This is a genomic window from Acinetobacter sp. MD2, from assembly GCF_035615575.1.
In the GTDB taxonomy this organism is placed as follows: domain Bacteria; phylum Pseudomonadota; class Gammaproteobacteria; order Pseudomonadales; family Moraxellaceae; genus Acinetobacter.
In genome coordinates, this window is sequence record NZ_VTDK01000007.1 from 62,566 (window position 1) to 83,365 (window position 20,800).

The window sequence follows — 20,800 nt, forward strand, 5'->3', positions numbered from 1 at the left end:
ATCTGTAAATATTTTATTTAATCCTTTGTTAAATAATAAAAATATTAAAACTTAACAAAAGATAGTCTCAAGGGTGTACTAAAATGGTAAATCATCATCTAAATCTGCAGGAGGCGTTGCAGGCTGTGCAGGTTTCGGTGCAGCAGCTTGGTTAAAACCACCGCCCTGTGGTGCATTATTGCCATAGCCACCTTGATTCGCACTATTATTAAAGCCACCGCCTTGATAACCTGTGTTTTGTGCATAACCATTGTTGTTATTGCCTGAAAAACCACCTTGGTTATTGTTGTTAAAACGAGGTTGATTAAAACCACCATTTTCGGCTTGGTCGCCCTGATTATTACGATTCGAGTCAAGCATTTGCATTTGCTCGGCACGAACTTCTGTTAAGTAACGTTCTTGACCATTTTGGTCTGTCCATTGGCGAGTCCGCAGTGAACCCTCAATATAAACTTTTGAACCTTTACGCAAATATTGCTGTGCAATTTCACCTAAACGGTTATGCAACACAATACGGTGCCATTCTGTTTGCTCTTTTCTTTCACCACTGTTCTTGTCCGTCCAAGACTCGCTGGTTGCAATTGAAAACTGCGTTAATGAACCACCGTTCGGAAACGTTTTGGTTTCTGGATCTCGACCTAAGGTACCGACTAAAATAACTTTATTTACACCGCGCATCGTCTACTATCTTCCTATATGTCTCTAGGTTTTTACTTTATAAGAGTTATACTTAAATGACTAGCTCTTTGCCTAACAACTGCGTTAAATGTTGTCGCCCATCTTCATTTAATTGCTTTTTGTCGACTTTCACATACGCAATTTGCTGATCAGGCATGACCACCACCTCTTCAATACCATGAATTGCCAAAAGCTGGGTAGTCCATTCGTCAGTTTGTTTTTGTTCGGGTAAACGTAAAATGACTGAAGATAAATAGCGTGGTTGTTTTAAGCTAAAACTCACCAACAACCATACAATCGCAATCGCACTTAAAATGCTCCATCCCAATACAGTGTTATGTAACATGAGGAGTTGACCACCCAAAGTTCCACCAAAGAATGCCCCTAAAAACTGTGCGCTTGCATTGATGCCCATGGCAGTAGCTTTAGACTGAATCGGTGCAGCTTTAGATAACCACGAAGGCAATAAGGCCTCCATGACGTTAAATGCCACAAAGAACAATCCAAGCCCAAGTAAAATCACATATTTAGAGCTATAACCAAAAATTAAGGTGAGTAACCCAAGCACCACGCCTGTAATCGCAAACAAGAAAATACCACGCATTTTGCGGTATTTTTCAGCAACAATAATACTTGGAAAAGACAGCAACACGCCAATTAGCAGCAAGGGTAAATAGACCAAGCCATGTTTGGCTAAAGGAATGCCTGCATATTGAATCAGTTGCGATGGTACATAAATAAACATGGCGGTGAGCAATAAATGGAGCGAAAAAACTGACACATGCAAACGGTTTAAATCGGGCATTTTCAACACGGCTTTTAACTGTGGTAAATAACCCTGTTGAAAATTACGATGATGGCGCGTGGTTTTAGGCACTAACAGCAACATAAAAATGGCACATAAGCCCATAATGGTGGTGACCCAAAACAGTCCTGAAATCCCCACTAAACCCGTGAGCCATGGCCCTAAACTAAATGCCACCACAAAAGATAAGCCAATGCTCATACCCATTGCAGCCATCGCTTTTGAGCGTTGTTCTTCACGGGTGACATCGGCAAGTAAAGCCATGACTACCGCAGAAACAGCACCCGCACCCGCTACAGCACGACCTAAAATCACCCCATAAATGGTATGTGACATTGCCGCAATTGCACCACCTAAAGCAAACAGCAACAAGCCAATCACCACCAAAGGTTTACGACTAAAACGGTCTGCCCATAGGCTAAAGGGAATTTGAAGAATTGACTGGCTTAAACCATAAACACCCACCGCTAAACCCAATAAAGCAGGCGTTGCATATTGATATGATTGCCCTGCTACCGAAAAAACAGGAATAATCATGAACAGCCCTAACATCCGTAATGCAAAAATGCTACTTAAGGCAAAGGTAGAGCGGCGTTCTAAAGCATTCATCATATCAATCTAGTGTCTCTAATATCTTCAAATCGTTAAATAAGCGCGTCATGCTATTTAGCATAAAAATGGGGTACACCCATTGTACCCCAACATTTTATACATTTTTCTGAAATTAGGCTTAATCTGTGGATGCTTGTCGTCGATTATATTGAATAGAAGCTACAATTGCCCACACAATAAAAGTCACACCAATTAAACCTGTAACCACTTCGGGAATATGCAGACCTGTGCCACTGGCAAGCATGATAATTGCCAATGCGCCAATCGCATAATGTGCACCATGCTCTAAATAAACGTACGCATCTAAGGTGCCTTTTTCGACCAAATAAATGGTCATCGAACGGACAAAAAATGCGCCAATCGCAAGTCCAAGCATGATGATAACAACATCTGAGGTAATCGCAAATGCACCAATCACGCCATCAAAACTAAATGATGCATCTAATACTTCTAGATATAAAAAACCACCAAGCCCCGCTTTGACCACACCTGTCGCTGCACCATGAGCATCATGTGAAATCGCTTGGCCGTGTTCGTCAATTTCAGGTTCACCGCCCAACAAATGCCCAATGACTTGCACACCAATATAAATCACAATCCCCCAAATTCCTGAGGTAATCACAGCAAGCTGTGCAGTTTCAACGACGGAATGTGCCATCACCAATAACGCAATTAAGGTTAAGAAAACCGACATTGCAGGGACATTGGCCAAATGAGTTAAACGATTCTCTAACCACTTAAACCAGTGAGTATCTTTTTCGGCATCCAAAAAGAAATTAAGAAAAACTAAACTTAAAAATGCACCGCCAAAAGCTGAAATTTCAGCATGATGTCGAATTAAATGCATGGAATAGGTTTTTGGATCATTCAATGCAAGCTGTACTACATCTAACATGCCCATATTTGCTGTGACGGCCACAATAACAATGGGAAACACTAAACGCATGCCAAAAACGGCAATCAAAATACCCACCGTTAAAAAAATCATTTTCCAAAAATGATCCCATCCACGCAAAATCGAAGCATTCACTACGGCATTATCAAAAGATAATGAGACTTCCATAATGGCTAGAATAGCGGTAATAGACAGCGCTTTGAGCATGGTTGCAATGCCAGCATCTGGCCCGTGGGAATAGCCCCAATAGGCTGAAATGGCTAAGCAAATTAATGAAAAAAAGATGGAAAATCGAAAATGCTGCATCTTTATAGCCGCCTAAATTCAAAATCAGCGCTATTATGCGTCTTTTATCCGCGAAAAAGGATATTTTTTCAATTTTTTAAGCTAATTTTAATGCTGAAAAAGTTGCCATCCATACAACAAAATTGCCGCAGCGAATACCCAAGCCAAAGTTGCCGAACTTAAACATGCTAAAACTGACATTCGTGTTGCTAAAATATAAACCGCAACTAAATAGACAGCATAAGGCAGTAACGACCACAACCCAAAGAGCGCGGTTTTACGTAAAGCATCTGCACCTTGTTGCTGAAATACAATGGCGTGGGCAATTAAGGCAAAGGTCGGAAATAACGGAATCAAGCCCGCAATATAAAAGGCTTTGCTTTTAGATAAAATTGAAATCAATAGCACAACCAATGCACCCAATATGCATTTAAGAAACAATCCCAGCACGCCCTCTTCTCCCTAATCATTCAAGCTTGAATAACATGCCATAATTTTTTGATTTGGCATGAATTATTTTCGCATACGCTTAAACACAACTGCACTTGGTCGATCTTCATAAAAAAGCCATGCAAAAAACTTGATTTTTAGCCTGAAATCGAACATTCTAAAAAGATAATGATAATCTTTAACATTTAGATCATTCAATATTGGTTTAACTTTTGTCAGAGAAATGCGATGCAATATGATACTCAAGCAACTGAAGCCATCCGTGCGATGATGACATTGCGAAAATGTTGGTATGTGAATGAAGAAATTTATATTAATCAAGGCTGCTTACATTGTGGCTCTGCTGCAACTTATTTAATTTATTTTACTAATCGACAAATTCAAGACTTAATGCTTGGTTTTATCGCTCAATATAATTGTAATCATCCCTCACGTATTGATTTATTAGATATTGAACACTTCGCACAAGACTATGAAAACTTTTTGTCACAGCTTGAGCAAGTCGTCATTCATTATGCATTCCAATTGGGACAACAGCCTTGCCAGTTTAAATTTGAGCAAGTCGAATCGATTTTTGAAAATACCTACGCTATCGCCTGCTAAAAATAAAAAATAGCCTAACTTCGGTTACTCCTTAGCACAGCATTACTGCTGTGCTTTTTTTCATGCGCAGCATTTTTGTATCCGCTTGAACATTTTTACAACATCTCCATATAAACTAGCATCTGCTGTTTTTAAACTCATCAAATTACAGGATTGTTTCGCTATGAGCCTAAGTCATATCCGTATTCGAGGCGCACGTACCCATAATCTTAAAAATGTGTCACTCGATATCCCACGCGATAAGTTTGTGGTGATCACAGGGCTTTCAGGTTCAGGCAAGTCATCATTGGCATTTGATACTTTATATGCCGAAGGTCAACGCCGTTATGTCGAATCGCTATCGGCTTATGCACGGCAATTTTTATCGCAAATGGAAAAACCCGATGTCGATGCGATTGAAGGACTTTCTCCAGCCATTGCAATTGAACAAAAATCAACGAGCCATAACCCACGTTCTACCGTTGGTACCATTACCGAAATTTACGATTATTTGCGCCTGCTCTATGCACGAGTCGGCACACCGTATTGCCCTGAACATGACTTGCCGATGGTGGCACAAACCATTTCAGAAATGGTCGATGCGGTAAAAGCCTTACCTGAGGGCACTGCACTGATGCTGCTTGCCCCTGTGGTGCGTGAACGTAAAGGCGAATACACTCAACTGTTTCAACAACTCCAAGGGCAAGGTTTTGTCCGTGCCCGTGTTGATGGAGAAATTATCGAGATTGACACGCCACCTGAACTCGATAAAAAGAAAAAGCATACCATTGAAGTGGTGGTCGATCGCTTTAAAGTCCGTGAAGATTTAGGTAATCGAATTGCTGAATCGTTTGAAACGGCGCTGAAATTAGGTGGTGACCTTGCGATTTTGGCGTGGATGAAACAAGAACAGCCCGAACGCATTTTCTCTGCCAAACACTCATGCCCTGAATGTGACCGCGCGGTGGCTGAACTTGAACCACGTTTGTTTTCGTTTAACAATCCTTTTGGCGCGTGCCCCGTTTGTGATGGTTTGGGCACACGCAGTCATTTTAGCGCGGAAAAATTAATTCCCAATCCGAGTTTATCGCTACAACAAGGTGCAATTCGTGGATGGGATAAGCAGCGTCCGTACTATTTCAGCATGCTGCAAAAAATCACCGAGCATTATCAGTTTGATTTAGATGCACCGTGGAATACGCTTGACCCAAATACGCAAAAGACATATTTATATGGCACAGGCAAAGAAAAAATCGATTTAAGTTATATCGATGAACGTGGGCGGCAGCATAAACGCATTCAAGCGTTTGAAGGTGTGCTCGCACATTTAGAACGGCGTTACCGTGAAACCGAAAGTAATTATATTCGAGATGATTTGGCGCAATATTTATCGAATGCCGCCTGTGATGCCTGTGGTGGCTCACGCTTAAATGCCATTTCTCGTCATGTGCGAGTCAAAGACAAAACCATCAATCAGATTACCCAAATGTCGATTGGCGATGCCGAACAGTATTATCAAGATTTAAACCTCGATGGTGCCAAAGGTGAAATTGCCGACAAAATCTTTAAAGAAATTCGCGAACGCTTACACTTTTTAGTCAGTGTCGGTTTAAATTATTTGAGTTTATCGCGCTCTGCCGAAACCTTGTCAGGCGGTGAAGCACAGCGGATTCGTTTGGCTTCACAAATTGGTGCGGGTTTAATGGGCGTGATGTACGTCTTAGATGAGCCATCCATCGGCTTGCATCAACGCGACAACGACCGTCTATTACAAACCTTAATTCGACTACGCGACTTAGGTAATACGGTTTTAGTGGTTGAACACGATGAAGATGCCATTCGTGCCGCCGATCATATTATTGATATTGGCCCTGGTGCTGGGGTTCACGGTGGGCAAGTGATTGCAGAAGGCACTGCCAAACAACTTGCAAAAAACAAGGCCTCGTTAACAGGGCAATATTTATCGGGCAAACTTAAAATTAAAGTGCCAGAACGCTGTACCCCACCCGACCCAAGCAAACAAATTCAACTTTTAGGTGCATCAGGTCATAATTTAAAAAATGTCAATTTAACTTTACCACTTGGCATTATGACTTGTGTTACAGGCGTTTCAGGTTCAGGAAAATCAACCCTAATTAACAAAACCTTATTGCCAATTGCCCTAACTGAACTTAATGGTGCAACTACGCTAAGTGCAGAGAAATATCAATCGATTGATGGTTTACAACATTTAGATAAAGTCGTAGATATTGACCAAAGCCCAATTGGACGTACGCCACGTTCTAATCCTGCCACTTATACGGGTGTATTTACGCCTATTCGGGAATTGTTTTCACAAACCCCAGAAGCCAAAGCCCGAGGTTATAGCGCAGGACGTTTTTCATTTAATGTCAAAGGTGGGCGCTGCGAAACCTGTGAAGGCGATGGCATGATTAAAGTCGCCATGCACTTTTTGCCCGATATGTACGTGCCTTGCGATGCTTGCAACGGCAAACGTTATAACCGCGAAACATTAGAGGTCGGCTATAAAGGCAAAACAATTTCAGATGTGCTGAATATGACCGTTGAAGATGCCGCAGAATTCTTTAACGCCATTCCAGTCATTTACCGCCGTTTAGATACCTTAATCCAAGTAGGGCTCGGCTACATTCGCCTTGGGCAAGCCGCAACAACACTTTCAGGTGGTGAAGCACAGCGGGTGAAATTGGCACGCGAACTGGCAAAGCGCGACACAGGTAAAACCTTATATATTTTGGATGAGCCAACAACTGGTTTACATTTTCATGATATTGCAAAATTGCTCGATATCCTGCATGAATTACGCAACAAAGGAAATACTATTGTGGTGATTGAGCATAATTTAGATGTGATTAAAACTGCCGATTGGATTATTGATTTAGGCCCAGAAGGTGGCTCTGGCGGTGGACAAATTATTGCCGAAGGTACCCCTGAACACGTCGCTGAAAATAGCCTTTCTCATACAGGACACTTTTTAAAACCATTATTAAACGTATAAACTTAAACAGAAATAGGCAGTACAAATTGAATTGTACTGCCAACACCACGATCAAAATACCAACAACCACATGATAAAAACCAGCTAATTCGTCTATTTCTAACGCAAAAAAATGAGTTTTGTTGACTAAAAATACAATTTATTATTATTTTTTAGGCAGAAATATAGTGAATAGAACAGATTTTCAAGTATCACCCTCAATACTTAATGTTTTTATAATATAAATTATGGATTAAAATCCATTTTTTATAATTGAATATTTTTTATTAAAAATAAATAGTTGTAACTGTTATTTTATTTTTTGTTAAATTTTAGTTAAAAATAACTACAATTTTGAAACATTGTAATGCAATCGAATTGATTGACATAATATTTTGTAACAATACAATGGGCAGCATATCTAAAAGTCAACTTTGGAAACAAAAGATGAAAAAAATCGGTTTAGCTACAGCTGTACTATTCGCCATGACCGGTGCTCATGCATACCAAGTCGAAGTGCAAGGTCAATCAGAATATGTTGATACCACTGAAAATACAAAAAACTTTACTGGTGACCTTCAAGGAACTTACTACTTTAAAGATGTAGATGCATCTAAAGGTCCTTTAGCAGAAGCGGCTTTTTTAAACAAAGCATCAAATGTATCTTTGGCTTATCACTATGGTAAATACAACACTTCAGCTGTTAACTTCCAAGACAATACAGCTGGTGTAAAAGGTGAAGCTTACTTCACAACACCATATACAGCTGCTGTACCCCTTTATACAAGCGTGGCTTATAACCACACTGACCGCGATTATAAAAATGGTACACCTAATGACCGTGGTGACCGTTATGCAGTTGAATTTGGTGCTGAACCAACTCAAAATTTCTTGATTGCAGCAGGTTATACTCGTACAAATCCTTTAGCTTTAGATACTACTGATATCTTAAACAACGGTATTGCTATTGCTTACGGTAAAGCGGCTTACTCTGATCATAAAGATTTCGCAACTGCACGTGCTAAATATGTTGGTGCAATTGACAACACTAACATGGCACTTGGCTTTGAAGTAAAAGGTATTTTCAATAGCGATCGCGGTGCATATAGCTTAAAAACTGATTTGTATTTAAACCCTGCGCTAAGCGTTGGTATTGCCTTTGCTGACACATCTAACCTTCATTCAGGTTTTGACCATGTTTGGGGTGGAAATGTGAACTACTTCATCACACCTGCAGTCTCTGTTGGTGCAACATATGTGAAAGCAAATGCAACTGATGGCAACACGCTTGATACTGATACTGTTGGTTTAAATGCAAAAGTACGTTTCTAATCTCATTTAGAAATTAAGCTTTGAAAAGGATGCATTTTTATGCATCCTTTTTTATTAGGTAAAAATTTTGCAACTTTAAATCGTAAGTGAGAAAATTCGTGTATTGGGTTGCTTACGTTTCAAACGTAAATCAAATGCCATACAGATATTACGAATAAAAGGCTGTCCCTGTTCAGTAATTATTAATTGATGATCCTTAATTTCAACTAAACCATCTTGTTGCATTTCGCTAAGTTGTGATAAAACCTCATGTAATTCAGGGAACTGCATTATTTTATCTAACCATGAAGTTTTCAACTCACACATCAAATTCAAAATATGCTGGCGAATGATTAAATCTTCTTTATTTAAAATATGCCCGTGAAATACTGGAAATTGATTATTCTCTAAACACACATAATAATCAGACAGCTCTTTGACATTTTGACCAAATGCAGACCAACTATCCCCAATTGCCGAAACGCCTAAGCCAATTAAAACTTGGGTTTTAGAGGCGGTATAACCCATAAAGTTGCGGTGTAAATTGCCCTTTTCTAAAGCCTGAAATAAATGGTCATGGCTGAGTGCAAAATGATCCATCCCAATTTCATGATAGCCGTAATTGACTAATTTTTGCTTGCCAACTTCATATAATTGACGTTTCAGCTCATCTTTAGGCACATCATGGTCTTTAAAACCCCGCTGTCCATTGCCTTTAATCCACGGTACATGTGCATAGCTATAAAAGGCCAAACGATCAGGCTTTAATTGCTGAGTCTGCTCAATGGTATGCAGCACATCCTCTAAGGTTTGAAAAGGCAAGCCAAAAACCAGATCATGCGAAATAGAGCGATAACCAATCTCACGTGCCCACGTGGTTACTTGTGCAACACTTTCAAAAGGTTGAATACGATGAATCGCCTGTTGTACTTTTAAATTATAATCTTGTACACCATAACTGACTCGACGAAATCCTACGTCATAAAGGGCTTGCAAATGTTCCCGAGTGGTACTATTCGGGTGTCCTTCAAAACTAAATTCATGCCCTTCGGCAACATCGGCATGTGCCAACATACCTTGTACCAATTGGGTTAAATGTTCTGGTGAGAAAAATGTGGGTGTACCACCACCTAAATGAATTTCTTTAATTTTTGGTCGTGTTTCAAATAAATCACAATACAATTGCCATTCTTTTAACAATGCTTGAATATACGGCTGCTCAACTTCATGACGTTTGGTAACCCGTTTATGGCAGCCACAAAAGGTACATAAACTTTCACAAAATGGCAGATGAATATAAAGACTAATCCCATCTTTTTCATTTGAATCATCAAACGCTTGTTTCAATGTTTGCTGCCATTGCAATACTGAAAATGAATGGTCGTCCCAATAAGGCACGGTTGGATAACTGGTGTAACGTGGGCCAGGCACATTATATTTTTGAATCAAATTACACCGCATGATTTTCTTCACTTTAATTTGCATTAAAACCCATAATAAAAGTATGTGTATAAATTGCAACTCAATTCTTAGCATGTCATCGTAAAATTTAACCTTGAAAAGTCTTAAAATTTGGTCATTTTTGTGTTTTGATGTCTGCTGTTATTTCTATGATTTAGGCATGAAGATGCAAAATCAAATTTCTAATGATATTCAACGTGTTCGTCTGTTTTTATTAGACCTACAAGCACGCATTTGTGAAAAATTTGAACAACAAGAACATGCTGGCGGTGGCACAGCACAGTTTATTACCGATGATTGGGAACGTGCAGAAGGTGGTGGTGGCCGTTCTCGTGTTTTACAAGATGGCGATGTGATTGAAAAAGCAGGTGTGATGTTCTCTCACATCCAAATTAAACAGCTTCCTGCCTCTGCCACGGCGCGTCATCCTGAAATTGCAGGTGCAAAGGCGCAAGCACTGGGCGTATCTTTAGTGATCCACCCTAAAAACCCACATGTACCGACATCACATGCCAATATTCGCTTGTTTGTTGCAGAACCTGAAGGACAAGCACCCATTTGGTGGTTTGGCGGTGGTTTTGATTTAACGCCGTTTTATCCGAATGATGCAGATATTCAAGCATGGCACCAAGCTGCTTTTGATTTGTGCCAACCTTTTGGCGAAAACGTCTATGCTGAACATAAACAATGGTGTGATGACTATTTTTACTTAAAACATCGCGATGAACAACGTGGTGTCGGCGGCTTATTTTTTGATGACTTAAACTGTTGGGATTTTGAAACCTGTTTTCAATATATTCAAGCGGTGGGCAATGGCTATTTAAATACCATTATCCCAATTGTCGAAAAAAATCGTGTAATTCCTTATCGTCCCGAACAGCGTGAATTTCAACTGTATCGCCGTGGCCGCTATGTTGAATTTAACTTGGTTTATGACCGTGGCACCTTATTTGGCTTGCAAACAGGTGGTCGAATTGAGTCGATCTTAGTCAGTTTGCCCAATTTAGTGACGTGGACGTATCGACCTGAATGGGAAAATGATTCACCAGAAAAACGCCTAACAGATTATTATCTTAAACCGCGAAATTGGTTAAAAACCCAGTAATTAAAGTTCATAGCAGCCATCAGGTTGCTATTTATTTTTGCGTATTCACCCGCATACTTAGATCTGTCCCTCATAATGTAAAGGTTTGAAAGCAATAGAAGCCATCATATCTTTATTTAAGGATATCTCGATAAGCTTCAGCTTAATTTTAAATCTAAGACTTCTCTTTATACAATGACACTGTTAAAAGAGATAATGAGAAATTTTGCCAACTTAAACACTTGTATTACATCTTCTTTGTATGTTAATTGGAAGGGTTTGTGGATCCCCCCATGTCTCAATCAACCAAATCGGCCATTGTTTTGACAAGACGATAACTTGTTTTTGTAGTTGCTGCGCAATATTTTCTTTACCTAGCGCATAGATCAAAATAAATAAGCTTAATGGAATGGCTTGATTAAGCAGTGCAATCACTTTATTCTCAGATTGATGATATTCAATTGCAAAGTGTTTTAACATATTGGTCAAAAGTACAGATTCATCTTGAAATAAATAGAATAATCCATGACTTAAATTTGCACTGGTTTCAAGTCGCTCTGGAAACTTATGAAACATCAACAATAAAATAGGATAAAACTGTTCAAGCAAATCAGATTTTTGTCGATCATTTAGCATTACAGGTTGATGATCACAAATAAAAGGCGTGACATTCTTATTTAATAGCCCAATTAGATCATACTTCATCTTTTGCTCCTTTGGTTATTCTCTTAATTCTTATATTTGAAGAAGAAAAGTGAATTACATCACATATTCAATATTATATTCAAACTAAATCATTTATTGTTTGTTTTTTGATACATTTTATAAAAATAACCTATATCTACTTTTAATTTATGCTGATTTTTCACGTATAGTTTACTCATCCGTCATTTTTTAGGATCGTTCCATCACATGCATAAACATTTTGCCGTTGTCGGTCATCCCATTGAACATTCACGCTCGCCAGAACTACACCATGCATTTGCAAAAAAGATGGGACTTGAATTAAGTTATCAACGCCGTTTAGCTCCATTAGATGGATTTCAAGCAAATATTCAGGCCTTTTTTCAAGCAGGAGGACATGGGCTTAATGTCACTGTTCCTTTTAAAGAGCAGGCCTTTGGCTTGTGTGACACGCTCACCACGCGTGCCAAAATTGCTAAAGCAGTCAATACCTTATGGATGGAAAATGGACAGTTATATGGCGACAATACCGATGGACAAGGTTTGGTCGATGCCATCCAAAGTCTAGGTTGGTCATTAACAAAGAGTAAAATTTTAATTTTAGGTGCAGGTGGCGCAACCCGCGGAGTGATTTATCCTTTAGCACAAGCAGGTGCAAGCCAAATTGTGATTGCCAATCGCACGTTAGAACGTGCACAACAACTCGTAGAAGACTTAAGTGAATTTGTGCCAAATACAGGTTTAACTGCAATCAGCCTAGATGCATTACACGGCAACTTTGATCTTATCATCAATGCAACCTCTGCAAGTCTTTCGGGCGATGCCTTAACCTTACCTCATACACTGCAATTTAAATATGCTTACGAAATGGCTTATGGCAAACCTTCAAGTTTTTTACAACAAGCCGAACAACGCCAAGTCCCATATAGTGATGGTTTTGGCATGTTAGTTGGACAAGCAATTGAAGCCTTTTATATTTGGAATGGTGTTAAACCACAATTAAATGAATTTCTCGACTAAGCAGTAAAGATATAAAAAAATTTCCTGTGGTTGTGTGTCATCCACAGGAAATTTTAAAACTCAGGCAAGCTTAGTTCGAATTTCCCTGAAGCATTTTTACATACACCATTTTAAAACTAGAAGTCTCTAAATAATCATATTCTTCTTGACTCAAGCCTTTAAATATCTCCTCACTTTGGATATTTTGACGTGATGCGATATAAAACTTAGCTAATCGTCCCGCCATATGTTTTAAAACTGGATTGCTTCTTTCATTTGGATTTTCAAGTAGATAATAGGCTTCATACGCATGCTCAAAACGCTGTTCAGGCGTACGATATTGCTGCTGAATTTTCTGCCACATTCCATTTTGTTCAACATTTACTTTTGCTTTTTGAGCATATTCCATCGCAGCCTCATATAAAGGTTCAATCTCGTCAAGATGTGGATATTGTTTCTCTAGCTGCTTTAAACGAGTTTGTTCTTGGCGAGTTAGCTTACGGGTTGTATCGACACGCTCGAAATGACGATAAAACATCAACGTTGCGACATCTTGAATGTCCTGTGCCGAATAGTGTTTGACCGCTTGTGGATAATCTCGTGCAAATAAAACGCCATAAATAGTTTGATAGGTTTTTAAATATGAATGATGACGTGCATAACTTTCATCGGCGAGTTTTTGCAATTGTCTATCAAACTTATCATCTTGTTCATCCTTCGAGCCATCTAAATGTGGCAAATAGTCTCTTAAAATACTATTTTTCGCCAAATCTTTTAATGGTTTAGCAGTTTGCATTACCTCTTGATTAATTGCTTTTGGACTGCCAAAATTTTTAAATTCAGTGTTAATCATCAAGTGAATAGCATCATTTGATGCACTACTGTCCAGTAACGTGGCATCATATGCCGTTTTTAATAAACGCCCTTTGCCATCAAGAACTAAATCTACAAGCAAAGTATGACGTTTAGCCGCTGGTACCAAAATTTTGTCTACCTCAGGCTGCTTTTCCTGCCATACGGTTTTAAACTGTGCCGCGCTCATCCGTTGATTTTTCACTTGTGGTGAAAAGGTTTGAGTTAGACGTGAAAATTGCTCTACTTTTTCTTCAATCCCTAAATCATCCTTTCTTGATTTAGACTGAAATAAATCAATGTCATAATTTACAGCACAATACAAATACGTATCTAAACCAAGATTAGCTTTTCCAATACCTGCTTTACATTTAGACCGACTCAGTTCATCTGAAGCTAAACTTGATTGATTTTCAGCTTCATGTGCGTCTTGATTTATAATAGTTTCACGATCTTGATCTTCTACTGCTTCAGCACTGCTCTCTTGCGCATCTGATTGATCTGATATTGCCAACGCTGCGGTTGATAACTCATCTAATTGTGCAGTTGCCCAGTCTGCTTGTTCTTCCGCACTCATTTTCGCAAAATTAGGTTTGTGCTGTTCTACTTGTACTTTTGGTTCTGATGCTGCTAAGGTTGCATTCGGTTGAATTACCTTCTTTGCATCTACTATTGGAACAGTTTGCGTTGCCGCATCAGCCGCATGTTCAGTTTTAAGAGTTGAGGCCGTTTCACTGGCTGCTTCGGTCTTATTTGCAGCTGCATCGCTCTCTACCTGAAACACCGTTTGCGTTAAATAGTCCTGATTAACACGACTATATGCCAACAATTGCGCCGCAATTTCTTCAAATGTGCTCGTTAAACGGATTTTTTCAACGCCACCTAATTTTTTATCTGCATCCGACAAATTTAGACGTTGTAACTGATTGGGTTTTGCTAAAACATAAGGTAAGGCATTGACTTCTTTTATATAGCCCACCAGTTCAGCTAAATTCACCTGATCAATTTTGTCTTTATATTGAGAAAAATCTACATAACTAAACTGATTACGATTTTCTGCACTCACAAAATAAGGCATCAATGCAAAGAAATCGCTATAAAATTTGGCATTTTGCACATCCAAAATCATGGGATAACGTGCTTGTACCAATAAACCCTGCGTGTCGTAACGGGCGGTTAAATTAAGTGCTAATAATTTTTTGCGATAATCAATGCCACCATCATACGATATAGTTAAATCTTGCAAAAAATGACTCGCAATCATACTTGCTTGCTCGCCTTTTTCTGTACCTGATTGACTTATTTGCTGTAAAGCTAGTTCAAAAGCTTTGATTTCTTCTGACTGTAACGTCATGCCTTGTAAGACAATATAATCTTTTAACTTTTGCATGAGTACAGCATCATTTACCACTGGCGAGGCTTTTTGATGTGCTGTTACTGGTGCAATAAATTTAACCTGACCACTATAATCAAAACCCGAAGTGGTATATAACGATTGTACTGCCTCGACTGAACGCTGCTCTAAAGATACATTCTCATTCGGCTTTAAATAATGCTGACTACAACCTGACATACTCAACGCAAATAAACACGACACAAGATAACGTAGTTTCATTCCATCTTCTCACTCTATTTTTATCACATACTGTTTTAATCAAAAAATCACGTTTCCCACGTGTTTTTAACGTATTTATTCTATATGATTTTATCAAACATTATACCGAATCTAGACCTATGTCTTTTAGCCATCTGCGCATAAAACAAGACTAAATAAGCAAACCGATCCACAATATGATTGGTCTTCGATTTGCCCAACTGACACAACACTTTGTGAATTGCATCAATGTTTTTTAATCAAAAGCAATCAATAATCAAATTATAAATGGAACTTAGACTAGGATAGCCACTATGACCGCATATAAAGCACCACTACGGGATATTCGTTTTCTTATCAATGAAGTATTGAATTATCCAGAGCATTATAAAACCCTGAGTAATGGTGAAAATGCCGACCCTGATACCATTAATATGATTTTAGAGAGTGCAGCAGATTATTGTGAAAATGTACTTTCCCCTTTGTATCAATCAGGTGATGCCGAAGGCTGTCATTTTAATGATGGTGAAGTAACCACACCAAAAGGCTTTAAAGAAGCCTATGACCAGTTTGTCATTAATGGTTGGCAAGGGCTGTCTTATCCTGAAGAATTTGGCGGTCAAAATTTACCCATTTCACTTAATATAATAAAATCTGAGATGATGGGTACGGCAAACTGGTCATTTACCATGTATCCAGGTTTAAGCATGGGCTGCATGAACACCATTTTGCAATACGGTACAGAGCAACAAAAAAATCTGTATATGCCACCATTAGTTGCAGGCACATGGAGCGGTACCATGTGTTTGACTGAACCACAATGCGGAACCGACTTAGGTCAAGTCAAAACCAAAGCTGAACTTCAGGAAGATGGTAGTTATGCCATTACAGGAACAAAAATCTTTATTTCGGCAGGCGAACATGACTTAACCGAAAATATTGTGCATATTGTATTGGCACGTCTACCCAATGCCCCACAAGGCACCAAAGGAATTTCTTTATTTATTGTGCCAAAATTCTTAGCACATGAAGATGGTTCATTAAGCGAGCGCAATCAAGTCACTTGCGGTTCAATTGAACATAAAATGGGAATTCGTGCTTCGGCAACCGCTGTACTTAATTTTGATCAAGCGACAGGTTTCTTAATCGGTGAAGCGAATAAAGGCTTACATGCGATGTTCACCTTTATGAATACTGCGCGCTTAGGCACGGCTGTTCAAGGAATTGCCCATGCAGAATTGTCATATCAAGGTGCTTTGCCTTATGCAAAAAGTCGGATGTCAATGCGTGCACTTTCAGGCAAGAAAAATCCTGACCAAGTTGCCGATGCAATTATTCATCACGCCGATGTCCGCCGCATGCTGCTCACTCAAAAAGTAATTGCAGAAGGTGGACGCGCCATGATTTATTATGTCGCACAGTTTGCAGACAAGATGAGTGATGCACTCCAACGTGGCGATCAAGCTGAATACCAAGCGTATGATGATAAACTCGGTTTCTTTACCCCAATTTTAAAAGGATTCTTGACTGAGCTTGGTTTAGAAGCAGCCAACCATGGCATGCAAGTCTTTGGTGGACATGGCTATATTCAAGAATGGGGTATGGAACAAATTGTCCGCGATGCACGTATTTCAACGCTTTATGAAGGTACAACAGGTATTCAAGCCCTCGACTTAATTGGTCGTAAAGTTCTGCTTGCATCCAAAGGTAAAGTTATTCGCGATTACACCGCAGAAATTTTAAAGTTCTGTGGTCGCCACGCACGCAATAAATATTTACGTCGTTTTGTATGGGACTTAACCAAACTTTGTGCGCAGTGGAATGCCATGACCGTACGTATTTTATTGGCTGCTCGTAAAGACCGCGATGTCGTTGCATCAGCATCTTTCGACTTCTTAATGTTCTCGGGCTATGTGGTGATGGCTTATTTCTGGGCACAACAAGCCGTTGTCGCTTCAGAAAAATTGGAACAAGGCAATGGTACTGAAACTGTTGAATTTTATAAGACTAAAATTAAACTGGCCGATTTCTATTTTGACCGTTTATTACCGCGAGCACAAAGTCATGCTGAATCTGCGGTAACACCGTCTAAAGTTGTCACAGGACTTCCGGTCGATCATTTTAGTTTTGATTACTAAACAACTAAAATCATCTATAAAAAAGACTGCTGAGCAGTCTTTTTTATTTCACCACTTGTATTACAAAAAGTTATCCAACACTGAATTTAAATATTGATGCCCCTTTGTGGTACATGCTAGGCGGCTTTCATCTGCAACCAATAGTTTTTGCTGACGCAATTTTTCTAAGATAGCATCTATAGATGCCAAGTTCTGCCCTGTTCGTTGCGTGTAATAATCTGCAGGCACACCATCATTTAAGCGTAATGCATTCATCATAAATTCAAATGGCATATCATCCATCGCAATTTGCTGCCAATTCACCAAGGGTGCAGGAACTTTCGCTAAATAATCTTTTGGCAAACGGGTTTTTTGGAAACGATACACGCCTTCAGGCAAGGTAACTTTGCCGTGTGCACCCGCACCAATTGCCAAATAATCGCCGAATTGCCAATAATTTAAGTTATGCGCCGAAGGCAGTTCTTTACGCCAAGCCGAAACCTCATAATTAACAAAGCCTTGCTCACGTAGATATTGCTCACCTTGTATTTGAATTTGTTCCAAAACGACTTCATCAGGCAAAGTCGGTTGAGTGCGGAAAAATACCGTATTCGGTTCGATGGTGAGTTGATACCACGAAATATGGGTTGCACCATTTTCCACAGCCAAACGTAAATCAAGCAATGCTTGCTCAATACTTTGTTGCGGTAATCCATGCATTAAATCGACATTAACACGCTCAAAGCCCGCCTGTTTTGCTTGAATAATGGCATCTATTGCATTATGAGCACTATGTATGCGTCCTAAACGCTGCAAGTGTGCCTCATCAAAACTTTGCACGCCAAGCGATAAACGATTAATACCTGCGCTGAGGTAATCAGCAAACGGTTGATGTTCTAACGTACCAGGATTCGCTTCAAGCGTAATTTCACAACCATCTTCAAAAGCAACATGCTGTTGTAATTGTGCAAATAACCAATCATAACCTTGTGCAGAAATTAAAGAAGGCGTGCCGCCACCAATAAAAATACTATGAATTTTTCGTCCTTGAACATACAATAATTGCGTTTCAAAATCAGCGACTAAAGCCTGTAAATACTGCTGTTCCAACTCAACCGAAAGCGCTCCATCGGGTACTGCATGCGAATTAAAGTCACAATACGGACATTTACGCACGCACCACGGCATATGAATATATAAAGATAACGGAATAGATTGCAGATTAAATTGGCTCAAGAATAGGGCTCATTAAAACATCAACAGAGTCGTTCATTTTAACATGAGTCAATCGCCGATAGCGCTGCTTCAGCAGCATTCAGTTCATAAATGCTATGCAGATGCGCCGATAAAAACTTATACTGCACAAAGCATTTTGTTCCATTTCAGTTTAGCGCCAACTTGTGGGCTAAATTCCTTCGTATAACAACATCATCGATACAGTTTAAGAAAATATGCCACATTTGACCGCTAAAAAATACGAGCTTAAACGACTACTCGGCCTCATGCTCCCCATACTGATTACCCAATTTTCCCAAGCAGGATTGGGTTTAATTGATACCATTATGGCAGGACATTTATCTGCAACCGATTTAGCAGCAATTGCGGTTGGTGTCGGTATTTGGATGCCGATTATGCTGTTTTTTGTTGGTATCATTTTAGCAACAACACCTCTCGTCGCCGAAGCCATTGGTGCAAAAGATCATATAAAAATCCCACATCTCGTGCGTCAATCTATGTGGATGGCTTTTGGACTTGGTTTGATTGCACTAGTCTTGTTGCAATTTATGCCATTATTATTACCAATTTTTAATGTTCCTATCGATTTACAACCTAAAGCAACACTATTTTTACATGCCATTGGTTTTGGCATGCCTGCGGTGACTTTATATACCAGTTTACGTTGCTATTCCGAAGCAATTGGAAATCCACATCCCGTTACTGCAATTAGTTTATTGTCATTACTTGTACTCATTCCGCTTAATTATTTATTTATGTATGGCTTTGGGCCTTTGCCTGCTTTAGGCAGCGCAGGCTGTGGTTTTGCAACTGCAATTTTACAATGGATCATGCTCATTACATTAAGTCTATACATCCATAAAGCTAAGGTATATCAGCAACATAAAATATTTTCAAATGTAGAAAAACCAAACTGGATGTTGGCAAAACAGGTTTTAAAATTAGGTGTTCCAATTGGCTTGGCTGTATTTTTCGAAGTTAGTATTTTTTCAACTGCTGCCATTATCATTAGTCCACTAGGTGATATTACAGTCGCGGCACATCAAATTGCCATCTCTGTCACCTCACAGCTATTTATGTTTCCAATGTCCTTAGCCATTGCACTCACTATTCGAGTTGGTACTTATTATGGTGAAAAGAATTGGGCTGCTATGCGTCAAGTACAATGGCTTGGATTCATGACCGCAACTGTTATGGCTTGTTTTACCATGTTACTAATTGCCTTTGGTCGTAACGAAATCATTCAACTCTATACACGCGACCCACATGTAGCTGAAATGGCCGTATATTTACTGCATTTTTGTTTAGCTTACCAAATGATGGATGGATGGCAAGTCAGTGCTGCAGGCTGTTTACGTGGTATGCAAGACACCCAAGCCCCTATGTGGATTACCTTAATTGCCTATTGGGGCGTGGCATTACCTTTGAGTATTTATTGGATCCGCTATCAACATATGGGGGCACAAGGGATTTGGATTAGCTTAATTGTCGGTTTATGTATTGCCTGTATTTTATTATTACGACGCTTATATAAAATGAATCAACGCCTGAAGAGTGTCTGATTATACAAAACTGAGATTTGATCTTAGCATATATAATAATTGTCTATGACGCTAAGATCAGATTTAAACGAATACCAACTATAATGTTTCAACCAAGTGAATTAATTTTCGATTCAACTTTTTATCTTTAGTAATTTTTGAATATGCCATTTACTCACTTATTCTAACTAAATTTCTGAATCCAAAACACTAGCATCACAATAAAATGCAATACGAGAAGCTCGCTTATTATCAAGCCTTTCCCAACAATGACACCTCATTCAACCATTTGATTTAAATAGATATTAATCTACTGAATAATAAGTTTATGATGAATAAAAAACGCTTATTTTTTGATGGAAATTCAGAATCAAAAGGAAATTCTCAACATAAATCAGCAGCATCCCACTTCTAGTTTCCTTTATCCCCCACAAAAAAACACCCCCAACTGTTGTTGGGGGTGTTTCGAATAATGAGCTGGCGATGACTTACTCTCACATGGGTAACCCCACACTACCATCAGCGCTAAGAGGTTTCACTTCTGAGTTCGGGAAGGGATCAGGTGGTTCACTCTTGCTATTGTCGCCAGCACAACTTGTATGCTTACTCGTTTGGTCTT

15 protein-coding genes and 1 rRNA gene are annotated in these 20,800 nt (G+C 39.2%); 7 read left to right on the forward strand and 9 right to left on the reverse strand.

What is annotated here, in order from left to right:
• Positions 1-78: 78 nt before the first annotated feature.
• The 4 genes from ssb to FXN70_RS10560 all read right to left on the reverse strand — a co-directional run bounded on the left by ssb (position 79) and on the right by FXN70_RS10560 (position 3,725).
• On the reverse strand, positions 79-678 hold the full coding sequence (ssb, locus tag FXN70_RS10545) for a single-stranded DNA-binding protein (protein ID WP_324647421.1): 600 nt from the start codon (positions 676-678) through the stop codon (positions 79-81).
• Positions 679-730: 52 nt separating this feature from the next.
• Positions 731-2,095, reverse strand: a complete 1,365-nt coding sequence (locus tag FXN70_RS10550; protein ID WP_324647422.1) for an MFS transporter — start codon at positions 2,093-2,095, stop codon at positions 731-733.
• A 118-nt stretch (positions 2,096-2,213) separates the two neighbouring features.
• Positions 2,214-3,296, reverse strand: coding sequence for a DUF475 domain-containing protein (locus FXN70_RS10555; protein WP_324647423.1), 1,083 nt, complete (start codon positions 3,294-3,296; stop codon positions 2,214-2,216).
• A gap of 87 nt (positions 3,297-3,383) precedes the next feature.
• Complete coding sequence (locus tag FXN70_RS10560; RefSeq protein ID WP_324647424.1) at positions 3,384-3,725, reverse strand: GlpM family protein; 342 nt, start codon at positions 3,723-3,725, stop codon at positions 3,384-3,386.
• Positions 3,726-3,953: 228 nt separating this feature from the next.
• On the opposite strand from FXN70_RS10560, the gene FXN70_RS10565 reads away from it, so the two are divergent.
• From FXN70_RS10565 to omp33-36, 3 genes are all read left to right on the forward strand, one after another.
• On the forward strand, positions 3,954-4,328 hold the full coding sequence (locus FXN70_RS10565) for a hypothetical protein (protein ID WP_324647425.1): 375 nt from the start codon (positions 3,954-3,956) through the stop codon (positions 4,326-4,328).
• A gap of 163 nt (positions 4,329-4,491) precedes the next feature.
• Entirely contained in the window at positions 4,492-7,323 is a 2,832-nt protein-coding gene (uvrA, locus tag FXN70_RS10570; RefSeq protein ID WP_324647426.1) for an excinuclease ABC subunit UvrA, read from the forward strand.
• Between the two features lie 426 nt (positions 7,324-7,749).
• Entirely contained in the window at positions 7,750-8,634 is an 885-nt protein-coding gene (gene omp33-36 / locus FXN70_RS10575) for a porin Omp33-36 (RefSeq protein ID WP_324647427.1), read from the forward strand.
• Between the two features lie 75 nt (positions 8,635-8,709).
• On the opposite strand, the gene hemN is transcribed toward omp33-36, so the two are convergent.
• Positions 8,710-10,074: an oxygen-independent coproporphyrinogen III oxidase gene (gene hemN / locus FXN70_RS10580; protein WP_324647439.1), complete on the reverse strand. Its 1,365-nt coding sequence runs from the start codon at positions 10,072-10,074 to the stop codon at positions 8,710-8,712.
• Between the two features lie 166 nt (positions 10,075-10,240).
• On the opposite strand from hemN, the gene hemF reads away from it, so the two are divergent.
• A complete protein-coding gene (hemF, locus tag FXN70_RS10585; protein WP_324647428.1) occupies positions 10,241-11,179 on the forward strand; it encodes an oxygen-dependent coproporphyrinogen oxidase in 939 nt (312 codons plus the stop codon).
• Between the two features lie 213 nt (positions 11,180-11,392).
• Here the strand turns inward: hemF and FXN70_RS10590 are convergent, their stop codons facing one another.
• Positions 11,393-11,863 carry a hypothetical protein gene (locus FXN70_RS10590; protein ID WP_324647429.1) on the reverse strand — a complete coding sequence of 157 codons (471 nt, stop codon included), beginning with the start codon at positions 11,861-11,863 and terminating at the stop codon, positions 11,393-11,395.
• Positions 11,864-12,070: 207 nt separating this feature from the next.
• Between FXN70_RS10590 and aroE the strand changes: the two genes are divergently transcribed.
• On the forward strand, positions 12,071-12,862 hold the full coding sequence (aroE, locus tag FXN70_RS10595) for a shikimate dehydrogenase (protein WP_324647430.1): 792 nt from the start codon (positions 12,071-12,073) through the stop codon (positions 12,860-12,862).
• Between the two features lie 70 nt (positions 12,863-12,932).
• On the opposite strand, the gene FXN70_RS10600 is transcribed toward aroE, so the two are convergent.
• Positions 12,933-15,308: a hypothetical protein gene (locus FXN70_RS10600; protein ID WP_324647431.1), complete on the reverse strand. Its 2,376-nt coding sequence runs from the start codon at positions 15,306-15,308 to the stop codon at positions 12,933-12,935.
• 293 nt (positions 15,309-15,601) lie between these two features.
• Between FXN70_RS10600 and FXN70_RS10605 the strand changes: the two genes are divergently transcribed.
• Positions 15,602-17,425, forward strand: coding sequence for an acyl-CoA dehydrogenase C-terminal domain-containing protein (locus FXN70_RS10605; protein ID WP_324647432.1), 1,824 nt, complete (start codon positions 15,602-15,604; stop codon positions 17,423-17,425).
• A gap of 60 nt (positions 17,426-17,485) precedes the next feature.
• Here FXN70_RS10605 and hemW read toward each other — a convergent pair whose 3' ends face one another.
• A complete protein-coding gene (gene hemW, locus FXN70_RS10610) occupies positions 17,486-18,640 on the reverse strand; it encodes a radical SAM family heme chaperone HemW (RefSeq protein WP_324647433.1) in 1,155 nt (384 codons plus the stop codon).
• Positions 18,641-18,855: 215 nt separating this feature from the next.
• Here hemW and FXN70_RS10615 point away from each other — a divergent pair, with 215 nt between their 5' ends.
• Entirely contained in the window at positions 18,856-20,202 is a 1,347-nt protein-coding gene (locus FXN70_RS10615) for an MATE family efflux transporter (protein ID WP_324647434.1), read from the forward strand.
• Between the two features lie 454 nt (positions 20,203-20,656).
• Here FXN70_RS10615 and rrf read toward each other — a convergent pair.
• A 5S ribosomal RNA gene (gene rrf / locus FXN70_RS10620) occupies positions 20,657-20,771 on the reverse strand.
• Between the last annotated feature and the right edge of the window lie 29 nt (positions 20,772-20,800).

What these genes read in the sequence shown, in the direction of transcription:
- FXN70_RS10605 (WP_324647432.1), top strand. Translation starts at nt 15,602, where the DNA reads ATGACCGCATATAAAGCACCACTACGGGATATTCGTTTTCTTATCAAT.
- FXN70_RS10550 (WP_324647422.1), bottom strand. Translation starts at nt 2,095, where the DNA reads ATGATGAATGCTTTAGAACGCCGCTCTACCTTTGCCTTAAGTAGCATT.
- aroE (WP_324647430.1), top strand. Translation starts at nt 12,071, where the DNA reads ATGCATAAACATTTTGCCGTTGTCGGTCATCCCATTGAACATTCACGC.
- uvrA (WP_324647426.1), top strand. Translation starts at nt 4,492, where the DNA reads ATGAGCCTAAGTCATATCCGTATTCGAGGCGCACGTACCCATAATCTT.
- omp33-36 (WP_324647427.1), top strand. Translation starts at nt 7,750, where the DNA reads ATGAAAAAAATCGGTTTAGCTACAGCTGTACTATTCGCCATGACCGGT.
- FXN70_RS10555 (WP_324647423.1), bottom strand. Translation starts at nt 3,296, where the DNA reads ATGCAGCATTTTCGATTTTCCATCTTTTTTTCATTAATTTGCTTAGCC.
- FXN70_RS10590 (WP_324647429.1), bottom strand. Translation starts at nt 11,863, where the DNA reads ATGAAGTATGATCTAATTGGGCTATTAAATAAGAATGTCACGCCTTTT.
- FXN70_RS10565 (WP_324647425.1), top strand. Translation starts at nt 3,954, where the DNA reads ATGCAATATGATACTCAAGCAACTGAAGCCATCCGTGCGATGATGACA.
- ssb (WP_324647421.1), bottom strand. Translation starts at nt 678, where the DNA reads ATGCGCGGTGTAAATAAAGTTATTTTAGTCGGTACCTTAGGTCGAGAT.
- hemF (WP_324647428.1), top strand. Translation starts at nt 10,241, where the DNA reads ATGCAAAATCAAATTTCTAATGATATTCAACGTGTTCGTCTGTTTTTA.
- hemN (WP_324647439.1), bottom strand. Translation starts at nt 10,074, where the DNA reads ATGCGGTGTAATTTGATTCAAAAATATAATGTGCCTGGCCCACGTTAC.
- FXN70_RS10600 (WP_324647431.1), bottom strand. Translation starts at nt 15,308, where the DNA reads ATGAAACTACGTTATCTTGTGTCGTGTTTATTTGCGTTGAGTATGTCA.
- FXN70_RS10615 (WP_324647434.1), top strand. Translation starts at nt 18,856, where the DNA reads ATGCCACATTTGACCGCTAAAAAATACGAGCTTAAACGACTACTCGGC.